Raw genomic sequence first — 23,399 nt, 5'->3', positions numbered from 1 at the left:
TGTCGCCATTGAGGGCCCGATACAGCCATGCCGATCTCCAACCCGTGGTTCATCCGAACGCTGGCCGTGGCGGGCGTGCTTCTGCTGGCTGCCTGTGACAACAAAGGTTTCGAAATTCTGGCGCCGATTCCCGCTGCGCAACTCGAGGCCCTGGGCGTGCAATCGCCGCTGCAGAGCGTGCATTACCACGACCGCGAGGGCGAAGGTTTGCTGGTGCTCAGCCGCAATGACGACCAGGTCAGCGATGAAGAGACCGATCAGGACGTCGATCGCGTGGTGCTCACGGCAACGCTGTATGAGCGCCAGGGCGATGACAGCTTCAAGCCGCGCTGGAAGATCGAGAACGAGACCACCTGCTCCGGGCTCGACCTGGATGTCGGCTTTTATACCGACGTCAGCGGCGTCAGTGACCTCGACAACAACGGCCTGACCGAGCTGACGGTCGCCAGCCACGCCTTTTGTGGCGGCGGCGTCGACCCCCATGAACTGCGTGTCGAGTTGCGTGAGGGCCAGGCCAGCTATGCTATCAATGGCCAGTCGCTGATCGCCATCGAGGGCGAGCAGCCATATGGCGGTGAGCGCGAAGACAGCCCGTCGCTCAAGGATGCACCACAAGTGTTGCGCGATCACGTGAACGACGTCTGGAACAAAGTGCTCAAACGGCCGTGGAGCGAAGCCCAGCCCGCTCCGACGGACGAGGACGAAGAACAGTAGCCGGCAACTGTGAAGCGCCCCGCACATTTTGCCGGCACTGGCTCAAGGCCCGTGGCCATCAGCCGACACACTGGCGACAGGAGATCATCCCATGCTGCCGCCCCTCATCCCGCTCAGCGCTGCACCCGTGACACAACAACTGGACCCGGTAAAGCCGACGCCAGACATCAAGCCCGTGGTCCCGGCGCAACCGAGCTCCAGCGACAGTACCATTGACCTCAAGCAGCGTGACCCGGAGCAGGCCGCGATCCTCTTGCGCGAAGAGCAGCGCCGCCAGCAGCGCCGACGCCCGTCGAGCCAGGACGAAGAGCTGTACCAGGCGTTGCCCGGCGATGAAGTCAACGCCGACAACACCGTGCCGGTGGCACCGTTGATGGGTGAGCAGCCGCGCCAGGGGCTGCTGGTGGACATCGAAGTCTGAAGATACAAGCGCCACTGGTCAGCGCCGGCTGCAGCCTGCATGATTGCAGCACTGCAGTCAGCTTTCCGAGCCCGCCATGAGCCAAGAAAACAACCTGATCGACCTCGGTGCCGAACGTGCACGCCGGGTCCACGACCTCAATGAAAAGCGTCTGAACGAAGTTCGTCAGGCGTTCGAGCAGGCCATGCCGCTGGGCAAGGCCAAGAAGAAAAAGCCCAAGGGCAAACCCAAGAAGCGTTGAAAACTTGATGCAGGTCAAGCCTGCACCCGCCTTGCGCGCCCGGTTCCGGGCGCTATTGACCTCGGTCAATTTCCTCCCCCGAGCCATTCGCTACCTTAAGCCCATCGGACAGGTTCAGGCGAATGGAGGCCGACATGTTCTTCGATAATGTGGTTATCGCTGGAGTGATTACGGTCGGTCTGATGCTGATGTTCTTCGTCGGATTCGGAATATTCATCTGGAAAGACTCGAACAAGCGCAAAGAGCGCTGATCCTTTCCAGTCACGAGCACGCAAGGCATTTAGGGCGACTTCGGTCGCCCATTTTTTTGTCTGGTGAAAAAACCTTTCAGCACCTCTGGACTATTAATAGTTAGCTAGCTAATAATTAAGCCCTGAACTTCTCGCTTCATCCTGACTATCTTTACTACACCGTCGTTCAAGGTGCGTCCCGTGCCCATCACGTTGCAGGCCCTGCTGGCGCCAAACAAAACCGCTGTGCAATTTGCCCTCAAAACCCTGCTTGGTGGCGGCCTAGCCCTGTGGCTGGCGCTGCGCTGGGGCTTGAGCAGCCGGCCTGGGCACTGATGACCGCGTTTATCGTTGCCCAGCCGCTGTCGGGGATGGTGGTGCAGAAGGGCCTGGCGCGTCTGCTCGGCACCCTGGTCGGCACGGTCATGTCGGTGCTGTTCATTGGCGCCTTCGCCCAGACCCCGTGGCTGTTCCTGTTCGCCCTGGCCTTGTGGCTGGCGCTGTGCACCGCCTGCTCGACCTTGCTGCGCAGTGCCTGGGCTTATTCGTTCGTGCTGGCCGGTTACACCGTGGCAATCATCGCTTTGCCGGCCATCAACCATCCGCTGCTGGTGTTCGACCAGGCGGTGGCACGTTGTACCGAGATCTGCCTGGGGATTGTCTGCGCCACGGCCACCAGCGCCTTGCTCTGGCCGATGCGCGTCGAGCAACAGCTGAGCGGGCAGGCGCGCCAGGCCTGGCAAAGCGGGCTGCAGGCCGCCAGCGCCGCCTTGAGTGGTGAAGAACAGGGGCGCAAGGGCCTGCTGGAGATTCTCGGGCGCATCGTGGCGGTGGATTCCCAGCGTGAACATGCCTGGTTCGAAGGCAGCCTCGGCCGTCAGCGCGCCCGGGCGATTCGCGGGCTGAGCCAGAAACTGCTGGTGCTGCTGCGCATTTCCCGTTCGGTGCGCCGGCAATGGCGGCAACTGGATGAACAGCAGGCGCAGCACCTGGCGCCGTGGCTGGAACAGGTTCAGGCGCTGCTGGCCAGCCCCGACCAGGCCAGCCTGTTGCTGTTGCGCCAGCGCGTCTGGGATGCAGCCCACGATGAGCAAATCAGCTCCGCCGAGCATTACTGCCTGGCGCGCCTGACCTTGCTGCTGGACAACGCCATGGCTGCGACTCTGGCCCTGCGTGGGGTAGAGGAGGGCAAGCCGGCCGTCGATGTACCCGACAGCCTGGCGGTTCACCGCGATGTATCGCTGGCGCTGCTGTTCGGCTCGCGCAGCGCCCTGGCGTTCCTGGCCATGGCCAGCTTCTGGTTGGCCACTGCCTGGCAGGCTGCCCCGGTGGCCTGGTGCTGACCTGCGTGGTCTGCAGCTTGTTCGCCAGCCGCGAGAATGGCGCGCAGATCGGCATGAGTTTTTTGCGCGGGATACTGTTGGCGATACCGGTGGCGTTCGTGGTCGGGCAGATCCTCCTGCCGGAGCTCAGCGGTTTTGCCATGCTCTGCCTGGCCATGGGCGTGCCGCTGTTCTTTGGCGCCCTGGGCATGGCCAATCCGCGTATTGGCGCCACCGCTACTTCTTATTGCCTGCACTTTATCGTGCTGGTGGCGCCGCTCAATGTCATGAGTTTCGATGTCGCCAACTTCTTCAACAGCGCCCAGGCCATGCTCATGGGTGTCGGCGCCGCAGTGCTGGCGTTCAAGTTGCTGGTGCTGCGCAACCCGGCCTGGCATGGCAAACGCCTGCGCGCTGCCACCCAAAGCGACCTGGTGCGCCTGACCCGCCGCGACCTGCGCGGCGCCGACAGCTGGTTTGGTGGACGCATGGCCGATCGCCTGTTGCAACTGGCCCGGCACTACGGCGCCTTGCCCGAACAGGAGCGCGGGCGTTGGGACGATGGCCTGCACGGCCTGGATATCGGCGACGAGCTACTGCACCTGCGCATGTGCCTGGCAGTCGCCCAGGCGCCGGTAGCGGCGGCTGAGCGCCAGTACCTGCAACAACTTGAATCAGTATTGGCCAGCGGCCCGGCCCCGGGCGTGGCCAGCGCCTGGATGCGGCCAGCGAGCAGTTCATCGACGCACTGCAGAGCGTGCCTTCGAGTGACCCGCTGCGCCTGGCCATCGGTGCTGTGCTGCAATTGCAGAAGAGCTGGGGCAAGTGGTGCCGTCGACAGGAGGAAATCCATGGGCTTGCGTGAATGGGCGCTGGGCGGTGTGTTGCTCAGTCCGTTTCTGCTGTATGTGTTGTTGGCCTTGCTGCTGACCGGGTGTTGCGCCTGTTGTTGCGCTACACGCCGTTGGGGCGCTGGGTCTGGCATGAGGCGTTGTTCGACTGCGCGCTGTTCGTTTGTATTCTGACCCTGGTGACCCACGTGCTGGGGCCGTTATAAGGAGTGTGACCATGCGTGCTGCTGTACGTATCGCAGTAACCCTGTGCCTGGTGGCGGTGGCGATTTTTGCCGGCTGGAAGCTCTGGCAGTACTACATGCTCACGCCCTGGACCCGTGATGCGAAGATTCGCGCCGACGTGGTGATCATTGCCCCGGACGTATCTGGCTGGGTACGTGAGCTGAAGGTGCGTGACAACCAGCAGGTCAAGGCCGGCGAGTTGCTCATGTCGATCGACCGTGACCGCTTCGAGGCCGCTCTGGACAAAGCCAACGCCGTGGCCGAAACCCGCCAGCAACAACTGCGCCTGCGCGAACACGAAGCTTCGCGCCGTGCCGCCCTTGGCCCTCAGGCGATCAGCGCGGAACTGCGCGAAAATGCCCAGATCAACGCCGCCGTTGCCCGTGGCGAATTGCGCGAAGCGTTGGCCGAGGTCAAGGTCGCGGCCATCAACCTGGCGCGCAGCCAGGTCAAGGCGCCGCGCAGCGGACATATCACCAACCTGCGCCTGGCCGAAGGCAACTACGTTAATGCCGGGCAGTCGGTGATGGCCCTGGTGGACGACTCGACCTTCTACGTCCAGGCCTACTTCGAAGAGACCAAGCTGCCACGCATCCGCGTCGGTGACCCGGTCAAGGTCTGGCTGATGAGCGCTGGCGAGCCGATGCAGGGGCATGTCGAGAGCATCAGCCGCGGCATCACCGACCGTAACGCCAACCCCGACAGCCAGTTGCTCGCCGAAGTTGAACCGACCTTCAACTGGGTGCGCCTGGCCCAGCGCATTCCGGTGCGGATCAAGCTTGATCAGGTGCCCGAAGGGGTCAACCTCAGCGCCGGCATGACCGCCAGTGTGCAGGTGCGCGAGGACCAAGTGCAGCGCTGAGCGCTTAAAGGAACATGCCGCCGGAGACTTCCAGACGCTGGCCGGTAATCCAGCCGCCGCCATCGCCAAGCAACTGGGCGCCCGCGGCCCTGGCTTCGAATATCAACAGGACGGTGCCACGCGGTACGAGGCAATGCCGGGGGTCATCACCGTCAACAGCAGCAACGGGTGCGGGCATTCATGGACTGGCTGGCGCAGTTGCTTCAGGCACCACTCGGTCAAGCGGCAAGCGAAAGGTAAACAGCGTACCGGCTTCGGCGCTCGACACCACCTCCATGCGCCCGCCGTGGGCCAGGGCAATCTGGTTGGCGATATACAGGCCCAGGCCCAGGCCGGGTTGCGGCGCATCATCGCGTGGCCGTGAAAAGGGCTGGAACAACTGCGCCATCACCTGGGGTGCAATCGGTTCACCGAGGTTGTGCACACCGAGGACGAACACCCGCTCGCGGATATCGGCCATGACATTTACCGGGCTGTCGGCGGCGCCGTGGGTGAGGGCGTTGGCAATCAGGTTGGACAGCAATTGGGTGACCCGTTCACGGTCGCATTGGATGTCGCCGAGATCGCCGATGTTCAGCCGAATCAAGCGCTGCGGATGCACCCGTTGCAGCTCCGAAGCCACGTGGCTGAGGGCGTCGGCCAGATCCGGGCAGGGTTGGACGTTGATCATGATGCCGTTGCCCAGGCGGCCACGGGCAAAATCCAGGACATCGCGGACCAGCTGGTTGGCGCGCCGGCCACAGGTCAGGATGTGCTGGGCGATGGCGCGGCTTTTTTCGTCTTGCAGGCGCTGGCTGAGCAGTTCGGCACCGGCGGTGATGGCGAACAGCGGATTGCGCAGGTCGTGGCCGAGCACGGCGATGAACTGTTCACGCAAGTCGGCGATGGCGCGTTCTTCTTCCAGGGCCTGTTCGGTTTGCTGGGCGTTCTCTTCGCTTTCGATCTGGATCGACAGCAGGCGGGCGAAGGACTCCATCATCGGCTGGATGGCGCTGCCCTTGAGATTGGCCGGCAATGGGTCGAGGGCGCAGATGGTGCCGAAGAAGCTGCCGTCGGTGCGAAACACCGGCACCGAAATATAGCTTTCGAACTTGTAGATACGCGGGGTGTGGTGGTTGCAGTACAGCTCGTCTTCGCTGGCCTTGTCGATCACGATGGTCTGGTGGCTGGCGCGGATCTCGTGACACAGGGTGGTGATCAGGTCCAGTTCGCCGCCGACCTCCAGGCCAAAGCCCAGCGAGTCGAGCACCGCGCAGGCCGTCCAGCTGCTGTCGGTGACCCGGGCGACGGCGGCGAAACGCAAGCCGGTGGTCTCGCAGATCACCTGCAGGATGGCCGGTACTGCGTTGATTCGGCTGATCGTGGCGATATCGGAAGTGACGGCGGTGCTCATGAATCATCCACGTTCGCTGACTACTGGAAGGCGTTGAGAAAGATAAGTCTAGCGAGCAACTGCCGCTTGGGTAAAAAAATCCTTTACCGAATGCGATGAATTTCCATTAACCTTGGTCCCCGAGTTGCCCGCCAGAGCGCAACCCCTATCGCCCAGCGTGCCAATCCCCTTTTTCAAGTGAGGTTTGACATGCACATCACATCCCAGGACATCTGCGCCGCTGCTGACCAGCTCAAGGGCTTTGTCGGCTTTCATCGCAAGCTTGGCAAGCACATCGTGCGTTTCAGCGAAGACTCGTTCGGCATGGACGTGGCTGACGACAGCATCACCCCGAGCAACGAATTCGTCTGGCAGGCCGCCGAGGCCGAGGTCATGACCTTGAGCCGAGCCTTGATCGAGATTCTTCTGGCGCAGAACGTCGATGAACGGTTGAATGTGACCGAGCCGTTGCGGGTTTACCTGCGCCGCAAGGATTTGCCGGAGATCGCCGCGCAGCGACGGCTGCGGGCCTGAGCGGCCACATCGCCGGCGTTGCCGGCGGTGCTTTTCAACTATGCGCCGCCCAGACCGGCGGGGTGCGCCCGCGCCAGGGCAACGCCTGCTCCAGTTGCCCGGCCAGGCTCAGCAGCAGGCGCTCCCCCGCAGCCCCGGCGGTAAACTGCATACCCACCGGCAAGCCGCTGGCCGGATCCTGATACAGCGGCAGCGACATCGACGGCGTACCGCCGATGTTGGCCAGGGCGGTGAAAGGCGAGTGGTTGAACACCCGGTGCATCCAGCCCAACCCGTCGAGCTGTTCCTGGCCGGCGTTGTAGGCGCCGATCACCGGCGGCAACTGGCTCAGGGTCGGGCTCAGCAGCAGGTCAAAACGCTTGAAGAACCCGCCCAGTTGCCGGCTGACCTGATTGCGCTGGTCCATCGCCGCCAGCAGGTCGGTAGCCGGCAGCGCCTGGCCGTAACGGTTAAGCGCCAAGGTTGCCGGTTCCAGCCAGTCAGCATCGAGCGGGCGACCCGTTTGGGCACTCAATGCGTCCAGCCAGGCTGCGGTATTGCTGCCCCAGAAGCGCGCGTTCATCTCGACGAAAGCATCCCACGACAGGCCGATGTCCAGGTCTACCTGCTCGCACCGGTGGCCAAGACCTTCAAGGGTGCGGACCAGGCCCTGTAGCGCCTCGAGCATCAGCGGATTGCTGCGCTGGCCATTGAGCGGATGTAACTGCACGGCAATTTTCAACGGCCCAGGCGCTTGCTTGAGCGCACTCAGGTAACTGCCCTGTGCTGGCGCCACCTGGAACGGGTCACCGGGTTCTGCCCCGGCCATGCAATCGAGCAGCAGGGCGCTGTCACGCACCGAACGGCTGAGCACCCCCTGTACCGCCAGGCCGTTCCAGGCCTCGTCCAGGAACGGCCCCATGGAAATCAACCCGCGGCTGGGCTTCAAGCCAAACAAGCCGCAGGCTGCAGCCGGCACCCGGATCGAACCGCCGCCATCGGTGGCATGGGCCACCGGCACCATGGCGCTGGCTACCGCTGCTGCCGAACCGCCGCTGGAGCCACCGGCGCTGCGGTTCAGGTCCCAGGGGTTGCGGGTCGGGCCGCACAGGCGCGATTCGGTGGTGGTGCTGATCGCCAGCTCCGGGACGGTAGTGCGCCCCAGGGTGAGCAATCCTGCGCGGCGAAACCGCTGCATCAGGAACGAGTCGGCACTGCTGCCGGTGCCCTGGGCCAGGCGGCTGCCGAACTCATGAGCACGGCCCTGCATGCTGATCGCCAGGTCCTTGATCAGAAACGGCACGCCATACAACGGACCTTCAGCAGCGCTTGGCAGAGGTTCGTCCTGCCAATGTTCAGCCAGCGCATTGAGCCGGGGTTCGACGTTGGCGATGGCCTGTTGCGCCGCCGCCTGCACTTCAACGGCACTGACTTGCCTTCGAGCAATCAGCTCGGCCAGGCCGATGGCATCGAATTGCACATATTCACTCACCTTCATTGCGCACTCCCGGGGCAATTGACGATAAAATACCGATGGGTATCGATCGATACTCAAGAGTATAGAGTGATACTGATTAGTATCGTCGTCAACCGGAGTCTGCCCATGCGTTCGCAACGAATCGCCCGCTTGCCCCCGCGCGAGCGGGTCCTGGATGCCGCCCACGAGCTGTTTTTCAACGAGGGCATCAGCCGCGTCACCGTCGATGCCATTGCTGCCAAGGCAGAAACCACCAAGATGACCGTGTACCGGCATTTTGAATCCAAGGACCTGCTGGTGTTGGAGTGGTTGCGTCTGTTGATGGCCGAATACGATGAGCTATGGGCGCGCCTGGCCGAACAGTTCAACGGCCAGCCGGCGCGACAGATCCTCGGATTTGCCGAATTCCTGGTCCAGGAACCGCTGCTGTCTTCGCACCGTGGCTGCGCCTATACCAACACCCTGGCGGAGTTGCCGGTGTGTGACAGCCCGGCACGCGAGTTGATCGAGGCGCACAAGCGTCGTCAGGCGGCGCGCCTGGTGCGCTTGTGCAAAGAGGCAGCGATGGTCGAACCGCAGCAGGCAGCGTTCGAACTGACGCTGCTGCTTGAGGGGGTACAGATCGTTGCGCAGAACAAGGGCTTCGACCAGGTCGGGCCGAACCTGCTCAAGCTGGTGCGGGCGCGGTTGGGGTTACCTGCGGCCTAGGAGACGCTGGCGCGGTTGTTGTCGGCAGATTGCAGCAGCGCCTCGAAAGCCAGTTTGTCGATCGGTTTGCTCAGGTAGTAGCCCTGCACCTCGTGGCATTGCTCCTTGCCCAGGGCTTTGAGTTGCTGCTCGGTCTCCACCCCTTCGGCGGTTACGGTCAGGCCCATGGCCTTGCCCAGGTTGATGATCGCCTGCACCACGGCGCGGTCGTTGCCATCGCTGCTGAGCCCGGCGATGAAGCGCTTGTCGATCTTGATGCTGTCGAACGGGTAGGTGCGCAGGTAGCCCAGCGACGAGTAACCGGTGCCGAAGTCATCCATGTTCAGGCGCACGCCCAGTTCCTTGAGCGCGTTCATGGTACCCAGCGCGCCTTCGATATCGTTGAGCATCACGTTCTCGGTGATCTCCAGCTCCAGGCGCTGGGCCGGGAAGCCGGTCTCGACCAGAATCTGGTGTACATCCCTGACCACGTCGCTGCGCGAGAACTGCGCAGGCGAAAGGTTGACCGAAACCAGCAGGCCGGCCGGCCAGTTGCGCGCGGTTTCGCAGGCTTCGCGCAGCACCCAGCGGCCCAGGGGCACGATCAGGTCGGTCTGCTCGGCCAAGGGGATGAAGGTGTCCGGGCCTAATAGACCCTCGACTGGATGCTGCCAGCGCACCAAGGCCTCGACCGAGACGATCTCGAGGGTCTCGAGGCGGTAGCGGGGCTGGTAGTGAAGGATGAACTCGTTGTTTTTCAGCGCCTTGCGCAAGTCGTTTTCCAATTGGCGGCGGTACTGGATCTGCTCGTTCATCTCTGGCGAGAAGTAACGCCAGGTGTTCTTGCCCTCGGCCTTGGCCTGGTACAGGGCGATGTCGGCGCAGCGGATCAGCTCGCCGGCATCGAAGCCCTGCAGGCGCGTTTGCGCCACACCGAGGCTGGCGCCGATGTGCAGGGCCTGTTCTTCGAAGTAGATCGGCTGGTGCAGGCTGTCGATCAAGCGCGCGCAAAAGCGGTCGATTTCGTTGCGGCTGTCCATGCCGTTCATCACCAGCACGAACTCGTCGCCACCCAGCCGCGCCACCAGGTCGCCGTCGCGGGTCGATTCGCGCAGGCGCGCGGCTACCTCAAGCAGCACGGCGTCGCCGGCAGCGTGGCCGAGGGAATCGTTGATCGGCTTGAAGCTGTCCAGGTCAAGCAACAGCAAGGTCAATGGAGTGGCGTCCTGGCCCTTGAGCAATGCCTGATCAAGAAAGCGTGAGAGCTTGTTGCGGTTGGCCAGGCCCGTCAGCGCGTCGTGCATCGACAGGTGCTGGATGCGCGCATGGGCCGCCACCTCATCGGTAATGTCGCTGGCGGTGCCGCGATAGCCGACCAGCTTGCCATCGAACACGATCGAGCGCGCCGAGACCCGGCAGAAGCGCACCTGGCCGGTGTGGTCGCGGTAGGCGCAGCGCAGGTTGGCGACCTGCTGCGAGTCGGAATCGGCCTGGTTGTCGAGCCACTGGATCAGCGGCGTGGTCTCGCAACTGAGCAATTGATTGAGCGGCTGGCCCAGCCAGTCTTCACTCTGAAAACCGGTCACGGCGACGAAGCGCTGGGACAGGTAGCTGAGGCGGTGATGGCTGTCGGTTTCCCAGATCCAGTCCGAGGCCGCCTCGGCCACGGCGCGAAAGCGTTGCTCGCTGGCTTCCAACGCCAGGTTGCTGGCTTGCAGGCGGCGCAGGTTGGCATCGATTTGCCGTGAAGTGCGCAGGGCATAGCGGAAGAAGTACACCATCAGCAGGCCCAGCACCAGCATGGCGCCAAGCAGCGGCGGCAACACGGCCCAGAGCAGTTGGTCGCCAGGGCGCGGGGTGATCCAGTCGAGCCGGTAGCCGGTGTCGCCGAGCATCAGGCTGGGCTGGTCCGCCAGCGGCGCGTCGGCTTTTTCGATGTGCATGCCGGCAAGGCCGACACCGGTGCCCAGGCGGGTGAGTTTTTCCGGGGTCAGCTGATCGACGAAGAGCATGACCGAGGTGGTTTGCGGGTCGATGCTCAGCACCTCGTCGTCCGGGCGAATGGCGGCGGCAACCAGCACGGCGGGCCAGCCGTTGAACAACACATGCTCGGTGATCTGCTGGCGCTCGGCTGCAACTTTGCGCGCCTTGGCGATAATCGGGCCCAACGGGTTCTCTATATAGGTGCTCGCTGGCGCCTTGCTCAACTGGCCTTTGAACAGGGCGTATTTGGTGGTTTGGTCATCGACGACGAACACCCCTTCGTAGCCGCTGGCGGTGTACAGCGAATCGCCGACGTTCTTCTCGTCATAGGCCCAATGCAGGTCGGGGCTGGCATTGAGGTGCTCGTAAGCGGCGTTCCATACCGCATAGCTGGAGAGAAACTGGCGCGACGACTCCAGGCGCTGGTCCAGGGCTTTATGGGCGTAGAAACTGCTTTTTTCCCGCTCGTTGGCATTGAGCGTGGTGGCGATGTTGAACAATGCCCCCAGGGCGATCAGGCAGGCCAGGGCGAACAACGCGGCAATCGCGGCAATAAGCTTGCGCGTCTGCAGGCTGGGGCGCTGGCTGGCTGGCGGAACATCGGCAATCCTGTCCATACGCGAGCTGTTCCTTAATGAAGCAGCATCCCTGCGGCCGTACCGCAAGGACGAACGTTCAGTCAGGATAGGCCAGCTTCAGCGCGCTGAGGTCCGAATGGGCGAAATTGACCTGGTTACGCCCGGCTTTCTTCGCGCAGTACAGGGCTTTGTCGGCCTCGTTGAGCCAGGCTTCAGGGTCGGGCAGGGCCGCGCTGCAACTCGCCAGGCCGATACTGAGGCTGATGCGCAGCTCCGGCAGTTGCGGGTTGCGGTAGCTGCCAACCCGCTCGCGCAGGCGTTCCATGGCCTGACTGGCGTGTTCCATGCGGGTATCCGGCAGAATCACGCAGAACTCGTCACCGCCGTAGCGTCCGGCCAGGTCATCTTCGCGCAGGGTGCGTTTGAGCTCATTGCTCAACTGGTGCAGGACGCAATCGCCGACCACATGGCCGTAGGTGTCGTTGATGGCCTTGAAATGGTCAATATCGATGATCGCGATCACCGCCTCGCGGCCTTGCTGCTGGCAGATCTGGAACTTGAGCTGCAGCAGGTCCTTCCACGAGCCGTGATTGAGCAGGCCGGTGAGGCTGTCGGTGCGGCTCAGGGCGCTTAGCCGGCGCTTGTGCTCAGACAGCTTCATCGCCAGGCGGTAGCAGACCCAGCCAACGGCCATGGGATACAGGGTCAGCATCGGCAGGCAGGCATAGACCTGCAGGGTGCTGGCATGCAATTGCAGCCCGGGGCCGAACAGGGCCATCGACAGCAGCATGCCCAGGCCCTGGATCAGCAGGCCCTTGATGAACAGGCGCTGGCCGCCGGCAGCGAAGTTGTTCATGGCCATCATCGCCAGGATGGTCACGCTGGGCAGGGGATTGAACTGCAGGGTGGCGGTCCAGAACCCGCCCATCAGCGAGTCCAGTTGCAGGTTGCGGTACTCGGCGTGATACGGAACCTTGGCGCGCAAGGCAATCTGATAAGCCAGGTGCGGCCACACCAGGCCGTTGAACAGCAGCAGGCCCCATACCCAGGCGGGCACCGGCAGGCTGGAAATCCCGGCCATAACGCTGAGCATGCCGATCCCCAGGCCGATGATGCGCGGCAGGTAGATCCGCTTTACAAATGAAAGTCCCTTGCCGTTTTTCTTTTCCATCTTGGATGCTGGTCTGTTCCGGGGCGCCGTTTATCGCATAAATGCTGTCAATATTGTTGAACAATCGCAGGCTGTTGAAAAATGGCCTTACAAGCCATTTCACGGTTGATGCAATCACTGTGGGGTACCATGAAACTTACCTTCATCCTTGGAGTGTTTCTGCTCATGGCCCCGCTGACTCCCCAGGCCGGTGAACCGGCGCAACGCCAGGATGGGCGTTATCGCAACCAGGCGCAGTTGCCCCAGGACGGGGTGATAAAAAAACTGCGTATCGGCCTCAAGTACCTGTTCCTGAAAAAGCCCGCCGATACCCGCCCCAGTGTCAGCATCGCCGTGCAGCCACTGAGCCGCCAGCAGTTACTCGAGGCCCCGGACCACAGCGTCTGGCGACTGGGGCATTCCACGGTACTGCTGAAACTGCGCGAGCGCTTCTTCATTACCGACCCGGTGTTCGCCGAGCGCGCCTCGCCGGTGCAATGGGCCGGGCCCCTGCGCTTTCACCCGCCACCGCTGAAACTCGAGGAGCTGCCGCCGTTGACCGCGGTGATCCTCTCCCATGACCACTTTGACCACCTCGACGAGCAGGCCATACGCCAGCTGGCCGTTAGCGCCGAGCACTTTATTGCGCCTTTGGGGGTGGGCGATATTCTGATCGGCTGGGGCGTACCGGCGGCCAAGGTCAGGCAGCTGGATTGGTGGCAGGAAACCAGCGTCGAAGGTGTGCGATTTGTCGCCACCCCGGCGCAGCATTTTTCTGGCCGCGGCCTGTTCGACAGCAACAGCACCCTGTGGGCCTCCTGGGTGATGATCGATGACCAGCTGAAAGTGTTCTTCAGTGGCGATACCGGCTATTTCGACGGCTTCAAGGAAATCGGCAGGCAGTACGGTCCCTTTGACCTGACCCTGATCGAAACCGGCGCCTACAACGTCAATTGGCCTGATGTACACATGCAGCCCGAGCAAAGCCTGCAGGCGCACCTCGACCTGCGCGGGCGCTGGCTGTTGCCGATTCATAACAGCACCTTCGACCTCTCCACCCACAGCTGGCATGAACCCTTCGACCGTATCCTGGCCCTGGCCAACGCGGCGCAGGTACCTTTGAGCACGCCGCAGATCGGCGAGCGGGTCAGTATCGAGCAGCCACACAGCGGGCCGGCCTGGTGGCAGCCCAAGCCACAACGGGAATTACGCAAGGGCGGTGAGCGGGCGCTGGCGGCGCGTGAGCCCTAGGGCTCCTTGTCTGCCGACGGTTGTTTGTGCTGCTCACGGCGGGGCAGGGCGGAGGGTGGCTTGCCGCTATCGCTGCGCACCTGGGCGTGGCTGATCAGGGCGAATATAAAGCTGCCGCCTATGATGTTGCCGATCAGCGTCGGTGCTGCGAAGTCCAGCCAGAAGGCCGCCCAGCTTACCTCTCCGGCCCAGACCAGGTAGGAAACTTCCACCGAGCCTACAACAATATGGGTGAAATCACCCAGGGCCATCAGGTAGGTGATCATCAGGATGATCCATACCTTGGCAGTCTCCATCGACGGGATCATCCACACCATGGTGGCGATCATCCAGCCCGAGATGATGCCCTTGGCGAACATCTGGTTCAGGTCGTTCTCCATCACCTTGCGGCCAACGTCGAGAAAGGCGACGTCGGTCTTGCTGTCGAAGATCGGCAGGTTGAGCATCACGTAAGACACCAGGATGGTGCCGGCCAGGTTACCGACCAGCACCACCGACCATAAACGCAGCAAGCGGCCGAAGTTGCGCACGGTCGGTTCGGTCATTACCGGCAACACCGCCGTCAGGGTGTTTTCGGTAAACAGTTGCTGGCGGGCGAGGATCACCGCGAGAAACCCGGCCGAGTAGCCGAGGCTGGCAATCACCTGGCTGCTGTCGCCTTGCGGCAGGCGCGAATAGAACAGCCCCATGGCCATCAGCGACAGGCCCATGGTCAGGCCGGCAGCCAGCGCCGACCAGAACAGTGCGGCAATGGTGCGCTCCAGTTCCTGGTCACCCTGATAACGAATGATCTCGTGTAGCACCGCCGCGCGGGGCGGCTGGTTGTGGCTGACTTCCTGCTCTTCGTCTGCAGACAGGCCCGGGGTCTTGCCGCTTTGCGCTTCACTCATGGCGGTGGCTCATCTTGTAGGGTGCCTTATCTACAGATCAACGCGGCTTTGAATAGTTGCTTTAAAGGATGGTAGCTACAAGCTACAAGCTACAAGCTACAAGCTACAAGCTACAAGCTTCAAGTTGAGCGCGGTGCCTCTGCTTTTACTTGCAGCTTGAAGCTTGCTGCTTATAGCCAAAACGCCCCTTCTGAAACAAAGTTGAAATAAGTCCTTGACGCCCCTGCAGATCTCTCTATAATTCGCCCCACTTCCGGCGCAGTCGGAACTGAAAACTCCTTGGGTTTCAAAGAGTTAGCGGTTCCAGGGTCATCCGGAGGTGCTTCGATCGAAAGATCGGCAGCGGTGAAAAAGGCAGTTGACAGCGGTTTGAAACGCTGTAGAATTCGCCTCCCGCTACGAGAGATCGCAGCGAGTCAAGTGTTTGAAGTGAAACGAAAAACTTCAAAATAAACGCTTGACAGGCTCTGAGGAAAGCGTAGAATGCGCGCCTCGGTTGAGACGAAAAGCTCTTAACCAAACGCTCTTTAACAACTGAATCAAGCAATTCGTGTGGGTGCTTGTGAGCTCAGACTGATAGTCAAAAAGATTATCAGCATCACAAGTGGCTACACGAAAATCGAAAGATTTGAAAGTAAGTCATTTGAGATTGCTGAGCCAAGTTTAGGGTTTTCTCAAAACCCAAGCAGTATTGAACTGAAGAGTTTGATCATGGCTCAGATTGAACGCTGGCGGCAGGCCTAACACATGCAAGTCGAGCGGATGAGAAGAGCTTGCTCTTCGATTCAGCGGCGGACGGGTGAGTAATACCTAGGAATCTGCCTGGTAGTGGGGGACAACGTTTCGAAAGGAACGCTAATACCGCATACGTCCTACGGGAGAAAGCAGGGGACCTTCGGGCCTTGCGCTATCAGATGAGCCTAGGTCGGATTAGCTAGTTGGTGAGGTAATGGCTCACCAAGGCGACGATCCGTAACTGGTCTGAGAGGATGATCAGTCACACTGGAACTGAGACACGGTCCAGACTCCTACGGGAGGCAGCAGTGGGGAATATTGGACAATGGGCGAAAGCCTGATCCAGCCATGCCGCGTGTGTGAAGAAGGTCTTCGGATTGTAAAGCACTTTAAGTTGGGAGGAAGGGTACTTGCCTAATACGTGAGTATTTTGACGTTACCGACAGAATAAGCACCGGCTAACTCTGTGCCAGCAGCCGCGGTAATACAGAGGGTGCAAGCGTTAATCGGAATTACTGGGCGTAAAGCGCGCGTAGGTGGTTTGTTAAGTTGGATGTGAAATCCCCGGGCTCAACCTGGGAACTGCATCCAAAACTGGCAAGCTAGAGTAGGGCAGAGGGTGGTGGAATTTCCTGTGTAGCGGTGAAATGCGTAGATATAGGAAGGAACACCAGTGGCGAAGGCGACCACCTGGGCTCATACTGACACTGAGGTGCGAAAGCGTGGGGAGCAAACAGGATTAGATACCCTGGTAGTCCACGCCGTAAACGATGTCAACTAGCCGTTGGAATCCTTGAGATTTTAGTGGCGCAGCTAACGCATTAAGTTGACCGCCTGGGGAGTACGGCCGCAAGGTTAAAACTCAAATGAATTGACGGGGGCCCGCACAAGCGGTGGAGCATGTGGTTTAATTCGAAGCAACGCGAAGAACCTTACCAGGCCTTGACATGCAGAGAACTTTCCAGAGATGGATTGGTGCCTTCGGGAACTCTGACACAGGTGCTGCATGGCTGTCGTCAGCTCGTGTCGTGAGATGTTGGGTTAAGTCCCGTAACGAGCGCAACCCTTGTCCTTAGTTACCAGCACGTTATGGTGGGCACTCTAAGGAGACTGCCGGTGACAAACCGGAGGAAGGTGGGGATGACGTCAAGTCATCATGGCCCTTACGGCCTGGGCTACACACGTGCTACAATGGTCGGTACAGAGGGTTGCCAAGCCGCGAGGTGGAGCTAATCTCACAAAACCGATCGTAGTCCGGATCGCAGTCTGCAACTCGACTGCGTGAAGTCGGAATCGCTAGTAATCGCGAATCAGAATGTCGCGGTGAATACGTTCCCGGGCCTTGTACACACCGCCCGTCACACCATGGGAGTGGGTTGCACCAGAAGTAGCTAGTCTAACCTTCGGGAGGACGGTTACCACGGTGTGATTCATGACTGGGGTGAAGTCGTAACAAGGTAGCCGTAGGGGAACCTGCGGCTGGATCACCTCCTTAATCGACAGACATCAGCTGTCTTATGAGCTCCCACACGAATTGCTTGATTCATTGAAGAAGACGATTGGGTCTGTAGCTCAGTTGGTTAGAGCGCACCCCTGATAAGGGTGAGGTCGGCAGTTCGAATCTGCCCAGACCCACCAATTACATGTGGTGCAGCCTGTAGCAATACGGGGCCATAGCTCAGCTGGGAGAGCGCCTGCCTTGCACGCAGGAGGTCAGCGGTTCGATCCCGCTTGGCTCCACCACCTTACGTCAAAGCTTAGAAATGAATATTCGGATCGAATATTGATTTCTGAACTTTTTCAGAATCGTTCTTTAAAAATTTGGGTATGTGATAGAAAGATAGACTGGACAGCACTTTCACTGGTGTGTGTTCAGGCTAAGGTAAAATTTGTGAGTCATTACAAGTTTTCGGCGAATGTTGTCTTCACAGTATAACCAGATTGCTTGGGGTTATATGGTCAAGTGAAGAAGCGCATACGGTGGATGCCTTGGCAGTCAGAGGCGATGAAAGACGTGGTAGCCTGCGATAAGCTTCGGGGAGTCGGCAAACAGACTTTGATCCGGAGATCTCTGAATGGGGGAACCCACTCAGCATAAGCTGAGTATCTTGTACTGAATACATAGGTGCAAGAGGCGAACCAGGGGAACTGAAACATCTAAGTACCCTGAGGAAAAGAAATCAACCGAGATTCCCTTAGTAGTGGCGAGCGAACGGGGACTAGCCCTTAAGTGGCTTTGAGATTAGCGGAACGCTCTGGAAAGTGCGGCCATAGTGGGTGATAGCCCTGTACGCGAAAATCTCTTAGTCATGAAATCGAGTAGGACGGAGCACGAGAAACTTTGTCTGAATATGGGGGGACCATCCTCCAAGGCTAAATACTACTGACTGACCGATAGTGAACCAGTACCGTGAGGGAAAGGCGAAAAGAACCCCGGAGAGGGGAGTGAAATAGATCCTGAAACCGTATGCGTACAAGCAGTGGGAGCCTACTTTGTTAGGTGACTGCGTACCTTTTGTATAATGGGTCAGCGACTTATATTCAGTGGCGAGCTTAACCGAATAGGGGAGGCGTAGCGAAAGCGAGTCTTAATAGGGCGTTTAGTCGCTGGGTATAGACCCGAAACCGGGCGATCTATCCATGGGCAGGTTGAAGGTTAGGTAACACTGACTGGAGGACCGAACCGACTACCGTTGAAAAGTTAGCGGATGACCTGTGGATCGGAGTGAAAGGCTAATCAAGCTCGGAGATAGCTGGTTCTCCTCGAAAGCTATTTAGGTAGCGCCTCATGTATCACTGTAGGGGGTAGAGCACTGTTTCGGCTAGGGGGTCATCCCGACTTACCAAACCGATGCAAACTCCGAATACCTACAAGTGCCGAGCATGGGAGACACACGGCGGGTGCTAACGTCCGTCGTGAAAAGGGAAACAACCCAGACCGTCAGCTAAGGTCCCAAAGTTATGGTTAAGTGGGAAACGATGTGGGAAGGCTTAGACAGCTAGGAGGTTGGCTTAGAAGCAGCCACCCTTTAAAGAAAGCGTAATAGCTCACTAGTCGAGTCGGCCTGCGCGGAAGATGTAACGGGGCTCAAACCATACACCGAAGCTACGGGTATCACTTAGGTGATGCGGTAGAGGAGCGTTCTGTAAGCCTGTGAAGGTGAGTTGAGAAGCTTGCTGGAGGTATCAGAAGTGCGAATGCTGACATGAGTAACGACAATGGGAGTGAAAAACTCCCACGCCGAAAGACCAAGGTTTCCTGCGCAACGTTAATCGACGCAGGGTTAGTCGGTCCCTAAGGCGAGGCTGAAAAGCGTAGTCGATGGAAAACAGGTTAATATTCCTGTACTTCTGGTTATTGCGATGGAGGGACGGAGAAGGCTAGGCCAGCTTGGCGTTGGTTGTCCAAGTTTAAGGTGGTAGGCTGAGATCTTAGGTAAATCCGGGATCTTAAGGCCGAGAGCTGATGACGAGTTGCCTTTAGGCGACGAAGTGGTTGATGCCATGCTTCCAAGAAAAGCTTCTAAGCTTCAGATAACCAGGAACCGTACCCCAAACCGACACAGGTGGTTGGGTAGAGAATACCAAGGCGCTTGAGAGAACTCGGGTGAAGGAACTAGGCAAAATGGCACCGTAACTTCGGGAGAAGGTGCGCCGGTGAGGGTGAAGGACTTGCTCCGTAAGCCCATGCCGGTCGAAGATACCAGGCCGCTGCGACTGTTTATTAAAAACACAGCACTCTGCAAACACGAAAGTGGACGTATAGGGTGTGACGCCTGCCCGGTGCCGGAAGGTTAATTGATGGGGTTAGCTAACGCGAAGCTCTTGATCGAAGCCCCGGTAAACGGCGGCCGTAACTATAACGGTCCTAAGGTAGCGAAATTCCTTGTCGGGTAAGTTCCGACCTGCACGAATGGCGTAACGATGGCGGCGCTGTCTCCACCCGAGACTCAGTGAAATTGAAATCGCTGTGAAGATGCAGTGTATCCGCGGCTAGACGGAAAGACCCCGTGAACCTTTACTATAGCTTTGCACTGGACTTTGAATTTGCTTGTGTAGGATAGGTGGGAGGCTTTGAAGCGTGGACGCCAGTTCGCGTGGAGCCATCCTTGAAATACCACCCTGGCAACTTTGAGGTTCTAACTCAGGTCCGTTATCCGGATCGAGGACAGTGTATGGTGGGTAGTTTGACTGGGGCGGTCTCCTCCTAAAGAGTAACGGAGGAGTACGAAGGTGCGCTCAGACCGGTCGGAAATCGGTCGTAGAGTATAAAGGCAAAAGCGCGCTTGACTGCGAGACAGACACGTCGAGCAGGTACGAAAGTAGGTCTTAGTGATCCGGTGGTTCTGTATGGAAGGGCCATCGCTCAACGGATAAAAGGTACTCCGGGGATAACAGGCTGATACCGCCCAAGAGTTCATATCGACGGCGGTGTTTGGCACCTCGATGTCGGCTCATCACATCCTGGGGCTGAAGCCGGTCCCAAGGGTATGGCTGTTCGCCATTTAAAGTGGTACGCGAGCTGGGTTTAGAACGTCGTGAGACAGTTCGGTCCCTATCTGCCGTGGACGTTTGAGATTTGAGAGGGGCTGCTCCTAGTACGAGAGGACCGGAGTGGACGAACCTCTGGTGTTCCGGTTGTCACGCCAGTGGCATTGCCGGGTAGCTATGTTCGGAAGAGATAACCGCTGAAAGCATCTAAGCGGGAAACTTGCCTCAAGATGAGATCTCACTGGAGCCTTGAGCTCCCTGAAGGGCCGTCGAAGACTACGACGTTGATAGGTTGGGTGTGTAAGCGCTGTGAGGCGTTGAGCTAACCAATACTAATTGCCCGTGAGGCTTGACCATATAACACCCAAGCAATTTGAGCGAAAGCCAGATTGCGGTGTTGTGAAGACTGCAAAGCCGAGAATTTGTAACTCACAAAACATCACATACCCGATTCGCTGGAGTGTCTAACAAGACCTTCTGGCAACAGAATTTCTTGACGACCATAGAGCATTGGAACCACCTGATCCCATCCCGAACTCAGCAGTGAAACGATGCATCGCCGATGGTAGTGTGGGGTTTCCCCATGTGAGAGTAGGTCATCGTCAAGATTAAATTCCGAAACCCCTATCTGCATCTGCAGGTAGGGGTTTTGTCTTTCTGGCGATTCAACTGCTAGTCGCGATCCCTGTGGGCGCCGGCCTTGCCGGCGATGCCTGATTAGCTGGAAACACTCGCTAGCATGATTGCCCTTTCCCCAACCCAAGACCATTCCCGCCCCGGCTTCAGACCCGCCTGACTGTCTTATCTAACCGAGTGTCCGCTTAACTGGCGTCCCTCCATAATGATAAGAAGGCCAACGCCCATGTCTGCAAATGCTGCCCCGATCAGTCTCTCTCGCGCCTGCCATCTGGTTACAGGAGCTGGCGTATGACCCTGCCCAAACTCGCCATAGGAACCCTGGGCGGAACCCTGAGCATGCTCCAGTCAGCGTCAGGCGAAGGTGTCACGCCGGGCCTGGACAGCTTGCAGATGCTCGCCGACGCGCCCGGGCTTGCAGATCTTGCGCACATCTCGGCGAAAACCCTGCAGCTGTTACCCAGTGCCTCGTTGTCGTTCATTCAACTCATCGATGTCCTGTACTGGGCCAAGGCCCAGGTGGAAGAGGGCGCCCACGCCGTGGTGCTGAGCCAGGGCACTGACACCCTGGAGGAGGTCGCGTACTTTCTCGAACTGCTCTGGCCCTTCGATGCGCCCCTGATCCTCACCGGTGCCATGCGTGCCGCCAGCGAGCCCGGCGCTGACGGCCCTGCCAATCTGCTGGCAGCGGTGCGGGTGGCGCTGGATGCGCAGAGCCGCGGTCGTGGTGCGTTGGTAGTGATCAATGATCAGATCCATGCCGCGGCCCATGTGCGTAAAACCGAGAGCCTGGCCATGGCGGCTTTCAGCTCACCGCACTTCGGCTGCGAAGGCCTGCTGATAGAGGGGCGTATCTGTTACCTAAAACCCGCCCGGCCGCGTCAGCCATTACCAGAACCCTGGCGCCTGGATCAACGTGTGGCGCTGCTGGAGGCTGATTTTGCCGCCGATACCCTGCTGCTCGAGCAAGTCGCCGGGCTTGGGTATGAAGGGCTGGTGATCGCCGGGTTCGGCGCCGGGCATGTGTCGGCAGCCTGGGCCAAGTGCTTGGGATACATCACCACCCGGATGCCGGTGATTATTGCCTCGCGAACCGGTTCGGGGCCTACGGCAAATCACACCTATGGCTTCGACGGCGGCGAAATGGACCTGCAACGCAAAGGCGCACTGATGGCGGGTTTCTTGTGTCCGCGCAAATGCCGGGTACTGCTGTGGGTGCTGATCGGCTGCGGGATGGATGACGAGCTGGAGCACTGGCTGGCCGGGTATCGTCAGCCGCGATGAGGGGAAGGTCACGTGGGGCCGCGTGTCGGCCCCACGTGTCTTCGCAGGGGCGCTTAGACGAAGCGCTGAGGTGCTACGCCGCGCGGCAGGCGGCTGCTGCCAGGCAGGGCGCTCAGGCGTGCACGCCAGTTGGCCTTGAAGCAGAACGTGCTCGGGGCAGGGCTGGCCTTGGCCATGCGTTGTTTACGCAGCTCTGCCAGGGACGGGGTGGATTTCTTGGCCGACGCAGGCGACTCCGTCTTGACCAGGGACCGCTGACACGATTTGCAGGAAACCTGGTCAGGGGTGGAGGTGCTGGTGAGGTTATTACCGGCGCGACCGCAAGCGACTGCGTCGCCGCTGGTTGAGTAGTGCATTACCAAGCTGTACATCTCCAAACATATGAACAAAAGCCCCCTATTTTCGCACAGGTTGGCGGCGGATGCGGCGCCATCGTCAACGCGATGCTGGAGGCTTGAGTCAGAAGGTTGAAGGACAGCGTTGTTTACAGGGGAGAAATGGTACCGAGTGCGCCAATCGCAATGGCCAGCGCCAGAAAACCCACGACGAAGATTGCAAGCTTACCCATGGAGCGCTCCAGATGAAGGTTTTGCGGTGCAGCGCCAGGCTGCAGTCGCGAAATGCGCCCGGTAGAGCGGGGCGCAGGACTATTTTCGCTCTGGCGCTGTTACCGAAACAGATTCAGATGGCGCGGCAAAATGCGGATCAGATCAACTGGAGTGCTGTTGTTCAACGTCGCCAGGCACCTTCAGGCACTTCAACCTCCCGCTCGGCTTGCGCCAGGGCGCGCTTCAAGCCCTCGGCATCAAAAGGTATGCAATAAGCCGGTTTGGCCCGTTCGAACCGCCAGCTTTCATCCAGGCCCCCGGCATCGACTGCGTCGTAACCCAGGTCGTCGAGCAGCCTGCTCACCAGCGATTTCGCTTCATCATCATCGCTGGCAACAGGTAGGGCGCGCCGATCTGCTGCGCCGTTACCACGGGCGTCTTTCTCCAAATCCTGGGCAAGAATTGCATTGAATACCTTCACTACCCGCGAACCCGGCAGATGCTCGGCAAGCAGGCGACTGGTAGTGGTTTCGAAACGGTCCAGCGCAGGAAACAGACCATCGCGGTCCGGGTAGTAGTTGTTGGCGTCCATGACGATTTTGCCCTGCAGCCACTGCGCGGGCACGCTGTGGTAGTGCGCGAAGGGAATTGCCAGCAGTACCACGTCAGCAAACCGTGCAGCTTCTTCTGCACTGCCCACTTCGCAGCCGAGAATGCCGCTGCGCACGCTGCTCATGGTCTGCGGCCCCCGCGAGTTGCTGAGCATCACCTTATGCCCGGCGGCCAGCGCCAGCTGCGCCACTGCCCGCCCGATAAAACCTGCCCCGATTATGCCAATGCGCATGTCCTTGCTCCGTTGCGTGATAGGAGCGTTTATGATGATTGGCAACCAGTAGTAGATAAATTACCAAGCTGTATCGAGTGTCGTTACCAGGAGT

Annotated in this window: 16 protein-coding genes, 2 tRNA genes, 3 rRNA genes and 3 pseudogenes; 16 read left to right on the top strand and 8 right to left on the bottom strand. The window is 59.8% G+C overall.

Annotation, left to right across the window (positions count from 1 at the left end):
- The first annotated feature begins 27 nt into the window (after nucleotides 1-27).
- The 7 genes and pseudogenes from LOY54_RS21025 (at nucleotide 28) to LOY54_RS21000 (ending at nucleotide 4,866) form a co-directional block, all read left to right on the top strand.
- Entirely contained in the window at nucleotides 28-714 is a 687-nt protein-coding gene (locus LOY54_RS21025) for a M949_RS01915 family surface polysaccharide biosynthesis protein (RefSeq protein ID WP_258607801.1), read from the top strand.
- A 91-nt stretch (nucleotides 715-805) separates the two neighbouring features.
- Nucleotides 806-1,135: a hypothetical protein gene (locus LOY54_RS21020; protein ID WP_045197844.1), complete on the top strand. Its 330-nt coding sequence runs from the start codon at nucleotides 806-808 to the stop codon at nucleotides 1,133-1,135.
- A 76-nt stretch (nucleotides 1,136-1,211) separates the two neighbouring features.
- Nucleotides 1,212-1,376: a hypothetical protein gene (locus LOY54_RS21015; RefSeq protein ID WP_093380215.1), complete on the top strand. Its 165-nt coding sequence runs from the start codon at nucleotides 1,212-1,214 to the stop codon at nucleotides 1,374-1,376.
- Between the two features lie 134 nt (nucleotides 1,377-1,510).
- A complete protein-coding gene (gene ccoM / locus LOY54_RS27480; protein ID WP_010221102.1) occupies nucleotides 1,511-1,627 on the top strand; it encodes a cytochrome c oxidase subunit CcoM in 117 nt (38 codons plus the stop codon).
- Between the two features lie 180 nt (nucleotides 1,628-1,807).
- Nucleotides 1,808-3,793, top strand: a pseudogene (locus tag LOY54_RS21010) (FUSC family protein).
- Nucleotides 3,780-3,985, top strand: a pseudogene (locus LOY54_RS21005) (DUF1656 domain-containing protein). The pseudogenes LOY54_RS21010 and LOY54_RS21005 overlap by 14 nt, the downstream one beginning before the upstream one ends.
- A gap of 11 nt (nucleotides 3,986-3,996) precedes the next feature.
- On the top strand, nucleotides 3,997-4,866 hold the full coding sequence (locus LOY54_RS21000; RefSeq protein ID WP_093380221.1) for an HlyD family secretion protein: 870 nt from the start codon (nucleotides 3,997-3,999) through the stop codon (nucleotides 4,864-4,866).
- 4 nt (nucleotides 4,867-4,870) lie between these two features.
- Here LOY54_RS21000 and LOY54_RS27475 read toward each other — a convergent pair.
- Nucleotides 4,871-4,954: pseudogene (locus LOY54_RS27475) on the bottom strand (short-chain dehydrogenase); the annotation flags it as partial.
- A 90-nt stretch (nucleotides 4,955-5,044) separates the two neighbouring features.
- Nucleotides 5,045-6,259, bottom strand: a complete 1,215-nt coding sequence (locus LOY54_RS20990) for an ATP-binding protein (protein WP_045197854.1) — start codon at nucleotides 6,257-6,259, stop codon at nucleotides 5,045-5,047.
- 189 nt (nucleotides 6,260-6,448) lie between these two features.
- Between LOY54_RS20990 and LOY54_RS20985 the strand changes: the two genes are divergently transcribed.
- Complete coding sequence (locus LOY54_RS20985; protein ID WP_045197857.1) at nucleotides 6,449-6,772, top strand: DUF2025 family protein; 324 nt, start codon at nucleotides 6,449-6,451, stop codon at nucleotides 6,770-6,772.
- Nucleotides 6,773-6,806: 34 nt separating this feature from the next.
- On the opposite strand, the gene LOY54_RS20980 is transcribed toward LOY54_RS20985, so the two are convergent.
- Entirely contained in the window at nucleotides 6,807-8,249 is a 1,443-nt protein-coding gene (locus LOY54_RS20980; protein WP_258607797.1) for an amidase, read from the bottom strand.
- Between the two features lie 105 nt (nucleotides 8,250-8,354).
- Here LOY54_RS20980 and LOY54_RS20975 point away from each other — a divergent pair, with 105 nt between their 5' ends.
- Nucleotides 8,355-8,936 carry a TetR/AcrR family transcriptional regulator gene (locus LOY54_RS20975; RefSeq protein ID WP_258607795.1) on the top strand — a complete coding sequence of 194 codons (582 nt, stop codon included), beginning with the start codon at nucleotides 8,355-8,357 and terminating at the stop codon, nucleotides 8,934-8,936.
- On the opposite strand, the gene LOY54_RS20970 is transcribed toward LOY54_RS20975, so the two are convergent.
- On the bottom strand, nucleotides 8,933-11,515 hold the full coding sequence (locus LOY54_RS20970) for an EAL domain-containing protein (protein WP_258607793.1): 2,583 nt from the start codon (nucleotides 11,513-11,515) through the stop codon (nucleotides 8,933-8,935). The two genes, LOY54_RS20975 and LOY54_RS20970, sit on opposite strands and share 4 nt — an antisense overlap.
- 58 nt (nucleotides 11,516-11,573) lie before the next feature.
- Complete coding sequence (locus LOY54_RS20965; protein WP_213604362.1) at nucleotides 11,574-12,647, bottom strand: diguanylate cyclase; 1,074 nt, start codon at nucleotides 12,645-12,647, stop codon at nucleotides 11,574-11,576.
- A 129-nt stretch (nucleotides 12,648-12,776) separates the two neighbouring features.
- On the opposite strand from LOY54_RS20965, the gene LOY54_RS20960 reads away from it, so the two are divergent.
- Nucleotides 12,777-13,877, top strand: a complete 1,101-nt coding sequence (locus tag LOY54_RS20960; protein ID WP_258607792.1) for an MBL fold metallo-hydrolase — start codon at nucleotides 12,777-12,779, stop codon at nucleotides 13,875-13,877.
- Here the strand turns inward: LOY54_RS20960 and LOY54_RS20955 are convergent.
- Nucleotides 13,874-14,767, bottom strand: coding sequence for a formate/nitrite transporter family protein (locus tag LOY54_RS20955; RefSeq protein WP_093380241.1), 894 nt, complete (start codon nucleotides 14,765-14,767; stop codon nucleotides 13,874-13,876). The two genes, LOY54_RS20960 and LOY54_RS20955, sit on opposite strands and share 4 nt — an antisense overlap.
- Before the next feature lie 693 nt (nucleotides 14,768-15,460).
- Here LOY54_RS20955 and LOY54_RS20950 point away from each other — a divergent pair.
- The 6 genes from LOY54_RS20950 to LOY54_RS20925 all read left to right on the top strand — a co-directional run bounded on the left by LOY54_RS20950 (nucleotide 15,461) and on the right by LOY54_RS20925 (nucleotide 21,913).
- Nucleotides 15,461-16,997: ribosomal RNA gene (locus LOY54_RS20950) — 16S ribosomal RNA — on the top strand.
- 66 nt (nucleotides 16,998-17,063) lie between these two features.
- Nucleotides 17,064-17,140: transfer RNA gene (locus tag LOY54_RS20945), tRNA-Ile, on the top strand.
- Between the two features lie 29 nt (nucleotides 17,141-17,169).
- Nucleotides 17,170-17,245: transfer RNA gene (locus LOY54_RS20940), tRNA-Ala, on the top strand.
- A gap of 214 nt (nucleotides 17,246-17,459) precedes the next feature.
- Nucleotides 17,460-20,350: ribosomal RNA gene (locus LOY54_RS20935) — 23S ribosomal RNA — on the top strand.
- Between the two features lie 135 nt (nucleotides 20,351-20,485).
- Nucleotides 20,486-20,601: ribosomal RNA gene (gene rrf / locus LOY54_RS20930) — 5S ribosomal RNA — on the top strand.
- Together the 16S, 23S and 5S rRNA genes with 2 tRNA genes alongside form the textbook arrangement of a ribosomal RNA operon.
- Before the next feature lie 319 nt (nucleotides 20,602-20,920).
- A complete protein-coding gene (locus tag LOY54_RS20925; RefSeq protein ID WP_258607790.1) occupies nucleotides 20,921-21,913 on the top strand; it encodes an asparaginase in 993 nt (330 codons plus the stop codon).
- A 53-nt stretch (nucleotides 21,914-21,966) separates the two neighbouring features.
- Here the strand turns inward: LOY54_RS20925 and LOY54_RS20920 are convergent, their stop codons facing one another.
- The gene (locus LOY54_RS20920; protein ID WP_045195772.1) at nucleotides 21,967-22,269 is read right to left on the bottom strand and encodes a hypothetical protein; all 303 of its coding nucleotides are present in this window, start codon (nucleotides 22,267-22,269) and stop codon (nucleotides 21,967-21,969) included.
- 373 nt (nucleotides 22,270-22,642) lie between these two features.
- Entirely contained in the window at nucleotides 22,643-23,305 is a 663-nt protein-coding gene (locus tag LOY54_RS20915) for an NADPH-dependent F420 reductase (RefSeq protein WP_258607788.1), read from the bottom strand.
- Nucleotides 23,306-23,399: the final 94 nt, after the last annotated feature.

The organism is Pseudomonas sp. B21-032, assembly GCF_024748965.1.
Lineage (GTDB): Bacteria > Pseudomonadota > Gammaproteobacteria > Pseudomonadales > Pseudomonadaceae > Aquipseudomonas.
This window is presented reverse-complemented; position numbering and strand designations above follow the sequence as displayed.

Bases quoted from the DNA above. Each gene is read 5' to 3' on its own strand.
- LOY54_RS20985 (WP_045197857.1), top strand. From the start codon at position 6,449: ATGCACATCACATCCCAGGACATCTGCGCCGCTGCTGACCAGCTCAAG.
- LOY54_RS20980 (WP_258607797.1), bottom strand. From the start codon at position 8,249: ATGAAGGTGAGTGAATATGTGCAATTCGATGCCATCGGCCTGGCCGAG.
- LOY54_RS20965 (WP_213604362.1), bottom strand. From the start codon at position 12,647: ATGGAAAAGAAAAACGGCAAGGGACTTTCATTTGTAAAGCGGATCTAC.
- LOY54_RS21020 (WP_045197844.1), top strand. From the start codon at position 806: ATGCTGCCGCCCCTCATCCCGCTCAGCGCTGCACCCGTGACACAACAA.
- ccoM (WP_010221102.1), top strand. From the start codon at position 1,511: ATGTTCTTCGATAATGTGGTTATCGCTGGAGTGATTACGGTCGGTCTG.
- LOY54_RS20960 (WP_258607792.1), top strand. From the start codon at position 12,777: ATGAAACTTACCTTCATCCTTGGAGTGTTTCTGCTCATGGCCCCGCTG.
- LOY54_RS21025 (WP_258607801.1), top strand. From the start codon at position 28: ATGCCGATCTCCAACCCGTGGTTCATCCGAACGCTGGCCGTGGCGGGC.
- LOY54_RS21015 (WP_093380215.1), top strand. From the start codon at position 1,212: ATGAGCCAAGAAAACAACCTGATCGACCTCGGTGCCGAACGTGCACGC.
- LOY54_RS20990 (WP_045197854.1), bottom strand. From the start codon at position 6,259: ATGAGCACCGCCGTCACTTCCGATATCGCCACGATCAGCCGAATCAAC.
- LOY54_RS21000 (WP_093380221.1), top strand. From the start codon at position 3,997: ATGCGTGCTGCTGTACGTATCGCAGTAACCCTGTGCCTGGTGGCGGTG.
- LOY54_RS20975 (WP_258607795.1), top strand. From the start codon at position 8,355: ATGCGTTCGCAACGAATCGCCCGCTTGCCCCCGCGCGAGCGGGTCCTG.
- LOY54_RS20970 (WP_258607793.1), bottom strand. From the start codon at position 11,515: ATGGACAGGATTGCCGATGTTCCGCCAGCCAGCCAGCGCCCCAGCCTG.
- LOY54_RS20915 (WP_258607788.1), bottom strand. From the start codon at position 23,305: ATGCGCATTGGCATAATCGGGGCAGGTTTTATCGGGCGGGCAGTGGCG.
- LOY54_RS20920 (WP_045195772.1), bottom strand. From the start codon at position 22,269: ATGCACTACTCAACCAGCGGCGACGCAGTCGCTTGCGGTCGCGCCGGT.
- LOY54_RS20955 (WP_093380241.1), bottom strand. From the start codon at position 14,767: ATGAGTGAAGCGCAAAGCGGCAAGACCCCGGGCCTGTCTGCAGACGAA.
- LOY54_RS20925 (WP_258607790.1), top strand. From the start codon at position 20,921: ATGACCCTGCCCAAACTCGCCATAGGAACCCTGGGCGGAACCCTGAGC.